This is a genomic window from Mycoplasma seminis (assembly GCF_030718845.1).
GTDB lineage: Bacteria > Bacillota_I > Bacilli_A > Mycoplasmatales > Metamycoplasmataceae > Mycoplasmopsis > Mycoplasmopsis seminis.
Genome location: NZ_CP132191.1, coordinates 1,015,795 through 1,028,713, shown reverse-complemented (window position 1 = coordinate 1,028,713; position 12,919 = coordinate 1,015,795). Strand labels below are relative to the sequence as shown.

General features: G+C 28.2%; 11 protein-coding genes. 5 read left to right on the top strand and 6 right to left on the bottom strand.

What is annotated here, in order from left to right; all coding sequences use genetic code 4:
- Window positions 1–94: 94 nt before the first annotated feature.
- Together Q8852_RS04405 and Q8852_RS04400 are read right to left on the bottom strand one after the other, a co-directional pair.
- A complete protein-coding gene (locus Q8852_RS04405; protein WP_305937961.1) occupies window positions 95–1,744 on the bottom strand; it encodes an IS1634 family transposase in 1,650 nt (549 codons plus the stop codon).
- A 172-nt stretch (window positions 1,745–1,916) separates the two neighbouring features.
- The gene (locus tag Q8852_RS04400) at window positions 1,917–2,735 is read right to left on the bottom strand and encodes an HAD hydrolase family protein (protein WP_305937960.1); all 819 of its coding nucleotides are present in this window, start codon (window positions 2,733–2,735) and stop codon (window positions 1,917–1,919) included.
- A 272-nt stretch (window positions 2,736–3,007) separates the two neighbouring features.
- On the opposite strand from Q8852_RS04400, the gene Q8852_RS04395 reads away from it, so the two are divergent.
- The 5 genes from Q8852_RS04395 to Q8852_RS04375 all read left to right on the top strand — a co-directional run bounded on the left by Q8852_RS04395 (window position 3,008) and on the right by Q8852_RS04375 (window position 8,632).
- Entirely contained in the window at window positions 3,008–5,389 is a 2,382-nt protein-coding gene (locus Q8852_RS04395; RefSeq protein WP_305937959.1) for a phosphoketolase family protein, read from the top strand.
- A gap of 113 nt (window positions 5,390–5,502) precedes the next feature.
- Window positions 5,503–6,129: a uracil phosphoribosyltransferase gene (gene upp, locus Q8852_RS04390; protein WP_305937958.1), complete on the top strand. Its 627-nt coding sequence runs from the start codon at window positions 5,503–5,505 to the stop codon at window positions 6,127–6,129.
- Between the two features lie 130 nt (window positions 6,130–6,259).
- Window positions 6,260–6,781: a hypothetical protein gene (locus Q8852_RS04385; protein WP_305937957.1), complete on the top strand. Its 522-nt coding sequence runs from the start codon at window positions 6,260–6,262 to the stop codon at window positions 6,779–6,781.
- Between the two features lie 289 nt (window positions 6,782–7,070).
- The gene (locus Q8852_RS04380) at window positions 7,071–8,126 is read left to right on the top strand and encodes a hypothetical protein (RefSeq protein WP_305937956.1); all 1,056 of its coding nucleotides are present in this window, start codon (window positions 7,071–7,073) and stop codon (window positions 8,124–8,126) included.
- Window positions 8,127–8,128: 2 nt separating this feature from the next.
- Window positions 8,129–8,632, top strand: coding sequence for a hypothetical protein (locus Q8852_RS04375; RefSeq protein WP_305937955.1), 504 nt, complete (start codon window positions 8,129–8,131; stop codon window positions 8,630–8,632).
- A gap of 63 nt (window positions 8,633–8,695) precedes the next feature.
- Here the strand turns inward: Q8852_RS04375 and Q8852_RS04370 are convergent, their stop codons facing one another.
- The 4 genes from Q8852_RS04370 to Q8852_RS04355 form a co-directional block, all read right to left on the bottom strand.
- Window positions 8,696–9,472, bottom strand: coding sequence for a YgjP-like metallopeptidase domain-containing protein (locus Q8852_RS04370; protein WP_305937954.1), 777 nt, complete (start codon window positions 9,470–9,472; stop codon window positions 8,696–8,698).
- Between the two features lie 132 nt (window positions 9,473–9,604).
- Window positions 9,605–10,651, bottom strand: a complete 1,047-nt coding sequence (locus Q8852_RS04365; RefSeq protein ID WP_369810259.1) for an IS30 family transposase — start codon at window positions 10,649–10,651, stop codon at window positions 9,605–9,607.
- 167 nt (window positions 10,652–10,818) lie between these two features.
- Window positions 10,819–11,850: a hypothetical protein gene (locus Q8852_RS04360; RefSeq protein ID WP_305937953.1), complete on the bottom strand. Its 1,032-nt coding sequence runs from the start codon at window positions 11,848–11,850 to the stop codon at window positions 10,819–10,821.
- A gap of 8 nt (window positions 11,851–11,858) precedes the next feature.
- Window positions 11,859–12,785, bottom strand: a complete 927-nt coding sequence (locus Q8852_RS04355; RefSeq protein WP_305937952.1) for an RluA family pseudouridine synthase — start codon at window positions 12,783–12,785, stop codon at window positions 11,859–11,861.
- Window positions 12,786–12,919: the final 134 nt, after the last annotated feature.

The following is a 12,919-nucleotide window of genomic DNA, read 5'->3' as shown; positions in this document are numbered from 1 at the left end:
CTAAATATTTAGCAAGTCCACCCTGAGTTTCGGAGTTTTAAAGGCTTAAAAAACGAATAGTCCTTAAAAATAGGGCTATTCGTATTTTTTATGTCTAAATTACTTGTACAATTTTTGAAAATATTGTTTGTATTGTTTCGAAATCAGAAATATAATCTGAATTTTGAGTATTTCGTATATAAATTTCTTCTTTTATTTGACCATCAACAACTTTTACAACTTTTTCAGCTGATTTAATTGCTTTTATAACTCTTTCATTTGAAAATCTATCGATTACACCAGTATCTTTTAGAGTTTTGTTAACTGAGTAAAGTAAAAATTTCATGATAACAAGAGACATAAAACATAATAAAATATGTGCTTCAATATGTTTATCTGTTCAAACATACATAGGTCTAACTTGTAATGATGATTTCATTGTTCTGAAGTTTTCTTCAATTTGTCATTGTTTTGCATAAATTTCAACAATTTCTTCAGACGTTAAATCCATTCTCGAAGTTTCATAAATATAATAACCGTCAAATTGACTATCTTCTTGAACCTTTTTATAGTCTAATTCATAAAAAGCTTTACCTACTTTTTTGAAGAATCTGTATTTCTTTCCACCAGTTAATTTACCGGTTTCAACTAATCCATTTTTGTTTTTCAATTTATTAAAATTATCAATTAAGTTTTGTCTATCAGCTTTATCTTTTAAAGCTCTTTTTTTGCTAAATGTAACTATTCTACGTCTTAATTTTCCATTAGGACGTTTTTTATTGTATAGAGAAACAATTGTTTCTTCTTTGTGTTTAAAGTTTTCATTACCTACATAGTTACTTTCATCTAAAACAAAATCTTTAAATGATTTTGCACCCGATTTTAAACGATAAGAAATTATGTAATTTATCCCTTTTTGTTCTAAAAATCTTATGTTACTTGATGTAGACATACCTTTATCAGCAATTATTGTTACATTTTTTATTTCATAAATTTTGCTCATTTCTAATACAAAAGGAATGAAAGTTTTGGAATCTGCAGTATTTCCTTTAAAGGTTTCGATATGAATAGGAATACCATTTTCATCTGTAGCCATACCAACAACAACTTGGTCCTCTTTAAATTTTCCATCTTTTGAATAACCACTATGTCTAAGACCTAAACGTGAAAAACTTTCAAAATACATAGTTGTTGAATCATAGAAAACTAGTTCAACTTTTCTTGATGTATTTTTAATAACTTTTTCGTTAATTCTTTTTAATAAGTTTTCTTTATTATCATAGATAAGATCTAATAAGGCATAATAACTATCTTTGCTAGTGTTTGGAGCATCTTCGTATTTATACTTATTTTTATGTATTGAAATATAACTATTTGCATCAATTATTCTGCTTGCAATTGTGTATTTTAGAATTTTATTAAGCTCTTTATGTCTTGTTTTTGGGAGTGCATCAAATATTTCAAATTTATTAATCAAATCATAAAGGATATTTATCCCATAGTTTACATTGTAAACTTCTGTTTTTGAAGAATTTAATGCAAACATAATACTTTGCTTGATTTTTTCTTTTGAATCAGTAATTGATAATGTTTCACAAACATTTTTTATTACATTTATCGGATCTGATGATAGCTCTTCTAATTTTTCTAATCTACCAATACCAACTTGGTTACCATATCCTTTTCCATAACCATTTGATGTTGCAATAGAAATATATGTGTGATCTTTTCTTTTGTGTTTGATAACTATAAACTTATTTTTCATGTCTATATTATACCATTTTATACAAGTAATACAAGTAAATAAAAGGACTTTTTTAGAAGTAAATTAAAAATCCATATATCGTAGATATATGAATCTTAATTAATTTGAATTTTTACAGATTTTTTGAACTAAAACTCCGAAACTCAGGAAAAAATTAGGTTACCCTAATTAATTATTTATCAAGAAATTGTTCTAAATATTTAGCAAGTCCACTTTGAGCACATGTAAATTCTGTTACATCATCAGCAATATCTTTTAATTCTTGAACTGAGTTTTGCATTGCAACTAATGTACCAATTTTACCTTTTGTTGAAGCGTCATTCATTGAATCTCCAATGTGCATTGCGTTTTTTGGATCAATTCCTTTTGAAAGACAATATCTAAGTTCTTCATCACCTTTTGAACAATTTGCTTTAGTGATTTCTAAAATATTATTTTTTGAACCTGAAAGAGAAACTTCTAAAACACCCTCAAATTTCTTTTGTCATTTTTTAGCTAATTTTTGCATTTTCTTAGCTGATAAAGATCAAACAAGTGCTTTATAAACTGGAAAATCATTTTTGTATTCTTTATATGAATGCGCATTTGCTTTTCCAAATCCCATAAATCATCTCATGATACGGTTTTTAACATAAGCTTGTTCTCTAGCATTTGAGTTATAAACTACAAAACAGAAGTTTTTAGATAATTCATCAAATAAAGCTTGAGCAACTTCTTTAGGCATGATTTCTTCGTTTACTATTTCACCATTTTCAACTGTTTTAGCCCCGTTTCAAGCTATATAAGTTTCACTTCCTGTGATTCCTTTAACAATTCCGGCTGTTTTAGGTGAAACACCTCTACCAGTAGCAATAACTACAGGAATAGTTTTATTTAATTCACTAAGAATTTGTTTAGTATATGGAGTAGCATTTCTAAGTCAAAATTCTTTTTCAGGTGTATCAAGTGTTGTTCCATCTAAGTCGATAAAAATAATTTCTGGTTTTTTCATATTTACTCCTTAAAAATAATATTTAAATTATACTAAGGAAAAGCAGTTATTTTACATAAAAAAATATAAATTCTAGAATTTTTAGCTTTAAAATTCAATAGTTTTAGCAATAAAAATTTCTTATAAAAGAATAGTAAAAATATTTCTAAATTAGCTTGAATTTTTCTCTAGCTTATTTTAGGAAAAAATGTAAAATATGGTTACATATTGAGTTGGAATTTTTGAACATTAAACTTAATGTGTTAAATTATCAAAAATTTAAAAGGAATATTATGAAAAAAACTTTATTTGATGAAAAAGAATATTTAGATAAAGTACATGCTTGATGACGTGCTGCTAACTTTTTATCAGCAGCTCAAATCTACTTAAGAAATAACCCTCTTATGAAAGGTGGATTAAAAGCTGAAGACGTTAAGATGTACCCAATCGGTCACTGAGGAACAATCCCAGGACAAAACTTAATTTATGCTCACTTAAACCGTGTTATTAACAAATATGGTGTAAACATGTTCTATATTGAAGGACCAGGACACGGAGGTCAAGTTATGATTTCTAACTCATACCTTGACGGAAGTTACACAGAATTATTCCCTGAAATCACACAAGATGAAGACGGAATTAGAAAAATGTGTAAAAGATTCTCATTCCCTGGTGGAACTGCATCACATGCTGCTCCAGAAACACCTGGATCAATTCACGAAGGTGGAGAATTAGGTTACTCATTATCACACGCAACAGGAGCTATTTTAGATAACCCTGATATTATTGCTGCTGCAGTTATCGGAGATGGTGAAGCTGAAACAGGTCCTCTTGCTGCTGGATGATTCTCATCATCATTCATTAACCCAGTAAATGACGGTGCTGTATTACCAATTATTCACATTAATGGTGGAAAAATTTCTAACCCAACAATTTTATGTCGTAAAACAAATGAAGAAATTACTTCAATGTTAGCTGGATTCGGATGAGAAGCAATTATTGTTGAAGCTAATGTATTCGACCAAGAAGGTGTTCACCAATTAATGGCTGATGCATTTGACAAAGCTGTTGAAAGAATTTTAGAAATTCAAGCTGAAGCTAGAAAAAAACCAGCTGAAGAAGCTACAAGACCAATTTGGCCTGCACTTGTTGTTCGTACACCAAAAGGATGAACATGTCCACACAAAATTAATGGACAAACATACGAAGGAAGCTTTAGATCTCACCAAGTTCCACTTCCTGTTACATCAGAAAACCCAGAATTATTAGGTGAATTAGAAGCATGATTCAAATCATACCGTCCAGAAGAATTATTCGACGAAGACGGAAAATTCAAAAAAGAATATGCTGAAATCGCTCCTAAAGGTGACAAGAGAATGGCTATGCAACCAATCACAAATGGTGGTGTAAACCCAAGAGCTCTTAACTTACCAAACTGAAAAGAATTCGCATTAGAAATCAAAAAACCAGGTGAATTTAAAGATCAAGATATGGTTATTGCTGGAAACTGATTTGCTGATGTTATTAAGAGAAACCCAGATAACTTCCGTGTATTTGGACCAGATGAAACAAAATCAAATAGATTATTCGCAGTACTTAAATTAACAAACAGACAATGACTTGAAAGAGTTGATGCTGAACTTGATGAAGCTGTTGGACCAGTTGGAAGAGTTATCGATTCACAACTTTCAGAACACCAAGCAGAAGGATTCTTAGAAGGATATGTTCTTACAGGACGTCACGGATTCTTCGCATCATATGAATCATTCTTAAGAGTTGTTGACTCAATGTTAACACAACACATGAAATGACTTGCTAAAGCACGTAAAATTTCATGAAGAAATGATTACCCATCACTTAACGTTATTGCTACATCTACAGCATTCCAACAAGACCACAACGGATACACACACCAAGATCCAGGTATTTTAGGACACTTAGCTGACAAGAAACCAGAATTAATTCGTGAATACTTACCAGCTGATGCTAACTCATTACTTGCTGTTTTAGATAAAGCATTTACAGAAAGAGATGTAATTAACCTTATCGTTGCTTCAAAACAACCTAGAGACCAATTCTACAACGTAGAAGAAGCTCAAGAATTAGTTGATAAAGGACTTAAAGTTATTGACTGAGCATCTACAACAAAAGAAGGTGAAGAACCAGACCTTGTAGTTGTTGCATCAGGTACAGAACCAAACTTAGAAGCTTTAGCAACAGTTTCAATTCTTAACAAACACTTCCCAGAAATGAAGATTAGATTTGTTAACGTAGTTGATTTATTAAGATTACGTCACCCAAGTATCGATCCACGTGGATTAAGCGATGAAGAATTCAACGCAATCTTCACAGAAAACAAACCTGTATTATTCGCATTCCACGGATTTGAAGGATTAATTCGTGACATCTTCTTCTCACGTAAAAACCACAACTTATTCGTACACGGATACAGAGAAAATGGTGATATTACTACATCATTCGACATTCGTTTAATGTCTGAAATGGATAGATTCCACATGTCTATTACAGCTGCTAATGCAGTATATGGTGATAGATCACAAGAATTCGTTGAATTAATGAATGAAAAAATCGCATACCACAACAGATACATTAAAGAAGTTGGAATTGACATTGATGAAGTTAGATACTGAAAATGAGAAGGTCTTAACAAATAATTCAATTTTAAATACTAGTTACATAGCTAACTAGTATTTTTTCTGCAAAAATTTATATTACTTGCTGCAAGTCATTAAATTGATATAATAAACAAAAGCAAAAAGGAAGTCATATGTTAAAAATTATTAATCACCCTTTAATTGATATTAAACTTACAAAAATGCGTGATAAAAATCAAGACCATTTAGTATTTAGAAATAATTTAAATGAAATTGCTTCATTAATGGTGTATGAAATTTTAAGAGATTACCAAACTAAAGAAAAAGAAATTATTACACCATTAAATCAAAAATTTAATGGAAAAACTTTTGATAAAGAAATAGTTTTAGTACCTATTTTAAGGGCTGGACTAGGAATGGTAGATGGGATTTTAAACCTAGTTCCACAAGCTAGAGTAGGACATATTGGAATGTATCGTAATGAAGAAACACTTCAACCTGTTCCATACTTTTATAAAATGCCTGAAGTAGATAAAGATTCATTAATTATTGTTGTAGACCCTATGCTTGCGACAGGAAATTCGGCTGTGGAAGCAATAAAAGTGCTTCAAAATGATGGATTTAATAACATTCAATTAGTTTGTTTAGTAGGGGTACAAAATGGTGTGCAAGCTGTCGAAAACGCCTTTGGTAAAGACTTTAAAATATATTTAGCATCACTAGATGATAAATTAAATAAACAAGGATATATTGAACCAGGTTTAGGAGATGCTGGGGATAGAATTTTTGGAACTAAGTAAAAAGTAGCTGGAAATATGGAATGTTCCAGCTTTTTGTCACTAATATAAAGGTAAAATGACTTTTTAACTTTTATAAGAGTATAATCAAATTAAGGAATATAAAAATATTCCCTAGAATAGAGAGTTAAAAGTGAAAAATAAAGATAAGTTATTATCAATCTTAATTTTAGTATTTTCATTCATTGCGTTAATATTAATGACTTTACCAAGTCAATTAGATGTTACTAATTATTGTGTAGATCCTAATTTGAAAGACCATTCTACAATAACAAAAGTGTTTACATCATTTTGAAATACTGATTGATTTATAAAAGGCAATATTCAAAGTCCTTTTGCTGCAACAACTGCTTATTTGTTTTTAGCATTTACTATATGTTATGTTTTTATAATTGTATTAAAAGACAATAAGTGATGAAAACTAGGGTTCAAAATAGCAGGATATATTTTCTTAGTTTCATCAATAATTTTAATGATTGTTATACTAAGTTTTGTGAATATCGATTTAAAACTAGAATATACAAAATATGGTTTAACTCCAGTATTTATTATTATATTCATGCTACTTAGCGGGCTTACATTTATTTGCTCAGATCTAAGAAAATATTTCAAAATTAATGAAAAAGCAATTTGAAAAGATGAAGGTACAAAATAATCAAATATTCTAATATAGCCGCAAGTTTTAGCGGTTTTTTATTTATATAAACAGCTTTTGATACTATAAAAAGTTTGTGTAAATTAAAAAATGTGGAATGTTCCAGCTTTTTATGTTAATAATGCGGTAAAATGACTTTTATTTTTTTATAAGAGTATAATCAAAGTAGGGAATATAAAAGATATTCCCTAGAATAGAGAATTTATTAGTGAAAAAACGTATATTAACTTCACTGCTTTTAGGTTCGATATCGTTACCGCTAATTTCCGCAGTTTCTGTTTCAACAAACATGAAAACAGAAGAAGAAATTAAAATATTAAATGATATATCACAATTTGAAAGTAATAACAATATTCAAAATGTTGTTATTAATAATATTTACACACTTAATAATGATGAATTATTATTAATTCAAAAAGATGATAGTACTGGGCTGTATATCTATGATAAACAGTCAGGTTTTTATTTAGAAAAAGTTCCAAATGCTAAAGTAAATTTACCAAAAAATAAGAAATTATTTTATTTTGGTCCAATGAATTACTATTTTCAAGAAAATAATGAATTAATTCATATTGTAGATAAAAACATTAAATTAAGTTTTGAAGAAGCAAATGAAATTAATAATGATTTTTCTAAAAAATTAAATTTAATCAGATTAAATTATTTAAATGGTCAAAGAAAAAATCTAAATAAAAATGATGGATGAACCTATAATCCAAATGATTTTAATAATTATAAAGGCAATTTAATTAAAGAGGGTAATGCTTGGTATGTACCAGGATATTTATATTTTAGAAATGATCCATTCCCAGAAAACACTAATGGTAATTGTGGGTATGTAGCATCAGCGATTTTATTAAATTGATGAAATAAAACAAAAGAAAAAATCATTCCAGATAAGTTTTTAGATAATTCAGGAAATTTAATCACTTATGGATATACTTTAGTTGATGAATTATTAGCTATTGGTAAGAAAATGGGTTATGATGAAACAACTTATTCAGGAAAACAAACAGCAAAAATCCTTAATAAATTTTGTCAAAAATACAATATTAAAGGTTCATCATGATGACACTTATTTAATACAGGACTTATTACTGAAATCATAAAAGGTTACCCAGCTATCGCTATGGGAAAATTCAGATATTCTACAGTCGATCCAAATGATAGTAATTTTGATCATAATATTCATACCGAAAAAAGATTAAACAAAGGTCATGTGGTAGTAGTTTATGGTATGACTGATGATTATTATATTGTCAACTATGGATGACGTGGATTTGAAAATGTTTATTTATATGATCACTTATATGGTGGTTCAGTATTCTTTAGATTGAAAGGATAAAAATGATGAAAGATAAAAATAAATTAATATTTATTTTAACAATGGTATTTTCATTTATTACACTAATTTTATTCACATTCCCAGATCAATTACAAGCTGTTGTAGCAGGTGGTAAAGGTAACAAAATATTTTTATCATTTTGGGATTCAGGAGAATATCAAAGCGCAATGTTTATGCCGTTAGCAAATTGTGCAGCTTATTTTTTCCTTATTTTCACATTTAGTTGTATATTTGAATATATCTTAAAAGAAAACAGAATTTGTAAGATTGCATTTAGAACTTTATCATGATTAACAGGATTGTGTTCAATTGCATTTATGATTGCTGTTTTTGCAACAATTCCAATTGATGCAAAATTACAATATACTAAATTTGGATTAACTCCAGCATTTGTCTTTATATTCTTATTATTTAGCTTTAATACATTTATTTGAAATGATTTAGCAAAATTCTTTAAAATTAATGAAAAAGCAATTTGAAAAGATGAAGCTGTTCAAAATGCTTAGTGTGTAACTTTGTTCTTTAAATTTTCAGGCTACTCATAATAATGAGTAGTTTTTCTTATCATTTTATTTATTTAAATATCTATCAGAAGAAAAGTTTTTTAATTCTCAATCTAGTTTTTTCGAATTAGGTTCTAAATCATTAACTATTTTTCAAAAGAATTTATTATGTCCAGCACTTCTAGTAGGATTTAGAACTCTAATAATATGATGGGAAGCTTCATGAACTGCTAAATATTTTAGAACTGATAAAGGAAATACGTGTGATAAAAATACATATTTAATTAAAGGAGCTTTAGTTTTAGCGTTTTTACTATAATAAATACCATAATAATTACTTTGATTAAATGAAATTTCCACACTAGGGTATAAATATCCGTTTGGAATTTTGTTTTGAAAACATTCAGTAGTGAATTGTTGCAATATTTTTAATAATTCATCTTTAATAAATTCTTTAACAATTGAATAAATATAATTCTTATCATCTTGTTTATTAGCACTTGCATCAAGGGTTTTCCATATTTCATTGTTGCTAAGTTTCTTAATAATTATAAGACCAAAATTTTTATAAGTATAAGAATACATTTCACCTAAAAACATAAATTCGTTATAGTCGCAACTTAACATATAACCATAATATTCGCCCATTCTTTTAAGATATGCACCCATAATTTTATCTGGATTAATTAAGTTGTTTTTGTTTAGTACAATACTAAAAACACCATCTTGAAAACTGCGTTTCGCATATGAATTAATATTGTCATATTTTAGTAAATAAGGAATGGTTTTATTCTTGTATTGAATTTGTCTTTGTTCATATCCTTGGTATTTATCTTTTTTCATAAGTAAATTATAAAATATAGTTACTTGAATTTATGAATTTTTCAAAAAATATCCCGAAATGGGATATCTTAATTGCAATGTGCATTGCAACAGAAAAAATATCTGGAAAAATTCCGGATATTTTTTAAACCCCTAAAATTTACTTTTATTTTTAAAAAATTTGTTTTTTGCTGTATTCGATTTTCTTTTTAAATTGTTTCTGATAAAAAAGCGTTCATCACCTGGTATTGGTGTCCATTTATCCTTATAATAATTTCAGTCATAGAATAGTTCATCAGCTGATTGTCAATTGAAAATTTCCCTAGGCATATTATTTATTTCATTTTGTACAGCCAATATTTCTTCTTCAGAAATATTATTAAAATTTGTGCCTTTTGGAAAGAATCTTCTAACTAAACCATTAAAGTTTTCGTTTCCTCCTTTTTGAAATGAAGCATATGGGTCTGCACGATAAATAATAATTTGAAGCCTATATCCTAGATAAAAAAGTTTTGAGAACTCAAATCCATTATCAGCTGTTATGCTTTTAACATTTAATTGTTTTTCTCTAATTAAATTTCATAAAACCTCTGCAACATTTCATGGATTTTTACCCTTTATCTTTTTAATTATTCCGTATCTTGTTTTTCTTTCTGTAAAAGTTAACAAGTTATAGTTTTCCTTTCCGGATTTTCCAACGATAAAATCAACTTCTCAATGACCGAATTCTGACCTATCATTTATTTTCTGAGGTCTAGTTCAAAATGGTCTAACTCATCTTGCACCAACTAGAAATTCAACTGCACTCTTAGTTCTTTTTCCTCCTTTTTTATAATGACGTCTCAACCTATCTTCTTTTGTTATTTCTCAAGCGTTTGAATTTATCCAATTAAAAACAGTTCTATATGAAGGAAATTCAAAATTATAATTAAACTTAATATATGTATGTGTCAGTTTAACTCCAAATGAACGTTTGTTAAATTTATCTATAAAAACATTTGTAAAATTTGGATATTTTTCGATTTTATTGCGCAACTTAAAATAATATTTTCACTTATTTCTCATATCATGTTTATATTGTGCGTATTCAGCCGTATACCCGTATAAATCAGCATTGTATGTAATTTCTCTAGATATAGAGCTCTTTGAAAATCCAGTAATTTTCGCAATTTCAGATATACTAAAATTTTCTTTTAACAAAGCTTCTATTACACATCTTACTTTTGCTGTAATTCTTGTATAATGTATGCGAAATCCTTTCTCAGGGGTTTTCAGTGGAGCGCAAAAAAGTGCTCCACTTTTATTATAAACTAATAAAAGTGTTGCACTGCATATTGCAATCGAGCTATCCCGAAATGGGATATTGATTATTTATCTTCTTTTTGGTCTTGTTCGACTTCATTATATCTAGCTTGAGCTTGTTTTGTATATTTATAAATTAAAGTTGCAAGCTCTTGTTTGCTCATATCTTCATAACCAGAAATGTTTAAGATTTGAGCCATTTGGAATAATTGATTATTAGGGATTTCAAGTAATTTTTTAACAGCTTCTTGTTGTTCAAGACTTTCACGATTTTCAGTAGTATTTTGTTTATTAGCTGTATTTTGGTCTTTACCTTCTTGATGTGATTGAGCAAGTTCTTCATCTTGCTGTTCTTGAATATTTTCAGAAGACATAGCAGCATTCATTTCAGCAGCCATTTCTTGTCCGAACATTCCAAAGATATCAAAAGGATTTTTTCCTTCTTTCATCATTTTAGCGTATTGTGATTGAATTTTCTTTCATTGAATTGCTTGTTGTAAACCTATAAACATTCTAACAATTATTGACATTTGTCTTGCAGGGAATATTCAAGCTAAAATATTAACGATTGCATAAAACAATGAAATAATAAATAAAGCAATACTATAACCTGCATAACTTTGCATTGAAGGTTGTTGAATAAATTGAGTCAAGTTAAGTAAATTATAAAGTGCTAGGAAAAAAGTTACCATGTAAATTGTTCTAGGATATCTAGCATAAGATTTTTCATTTGTTGCTTTAACTCATCCAGAAACAACTAAATATTCTAATCAAACAAAAATAAATGCAAATACAACGTTTTGAATAATGTTGTAGATTAAAAGATTATTCTGAATTGCACCTTGAGCATTGTTTTTGATTATAGCTGCATAGAATTTGTCAGCTTGCTCTGTTCCTTCTTTAAAATAACCGTATTTTGAAATTAAATCAAAGTTAACTGATGTAATAATGATGTTAGCTAAAATTAGAGCTAATGCACAGGCAAGTGAAGCAAATAAGATTCAAACTCACATAGTAAAATATTTTTTATATTTTTCATAAAGTTGAGCTTCATCTTGAAAATCATAAGGATTAAATTTTCTCATATTAAAAAACATATTACCTCCTATTTTGTACTTTCTTCTTGAATAAATTTATCAAAATCAAAATCAGCTACATCAAATTCTTTAGGTGGTTTTGAGAAAAATACCATTTCTTTTTGTGTAATTGGGTGGATAAAGGTTAATTTATAAGCATGTAATCTTTGACCTTTATCATCAATAGCTTTGTTGTAAACTGGATCTCCATAAACTGGATTTTTAATGTGAGCCATATGTACTCTAATTTGGTGTGTTCTACCTGTTTCAAGTTCACATTTCACAAGTGATTTAGGTAATCCATCTAAATAAAATGCTTTGAGTAAAGTTACATAAGTAACAGCTGGTTTTGAATTTCGATTAGTAACTTCCATTTTTAATCTATCTTTACTTGAACGACCAATTGGGAGAACTAATTTAAGTTTAGAATTTTCAATAACACCGTCACAAATAGCTAAATATGAACGTTTAATGCTATGAGTTGCGAACATTTCAGCTAGTAAGTTATGGGCTTCATTAGTTTTAGCTACAATTAAAAGTCCGCTAGTATCTTTGTCAATTCTATGTACGATCCCTGGGCGAAGTAGCCCGTTTTCATTTGATAAATTATTTTTAAAATGATAAAGTAATCCATTTACTAAAGTATCATCATAATGACCTGGAGCAGGGTGCACTGTAAGACCACTTGGTTTGTTTAAAACACATAAGTAATCATCATCATATAAGATTTCTAGTTCCATTTCTTTAGGTTCTACTTTAATTTCTTTATCAATTACTTTAGTAATTTTAATTACCTGACCTTCACGTACTGTGAATTTAGGTTTATTTACTAAAATATCATCAACATAAACGCAATGTTGTTCAACTAAAGACTTAATATCATTTCTGGAAATATCACTATTATTTGATACATATTTATCAAGTCTTTCTGAGTATTTTACTTCTATTTCTTTCATAGTGTAATTATATAAGTTTTTTATAAATAAAAAAGCTATCAAAAGCACTTGCTGTTAAGGTTAGAAGAAGCTGTATTTTTGTAGAAAAATACTTATTTGCTTATGTTTTAGGCTTAAGCGAAGGCATTTTGTTA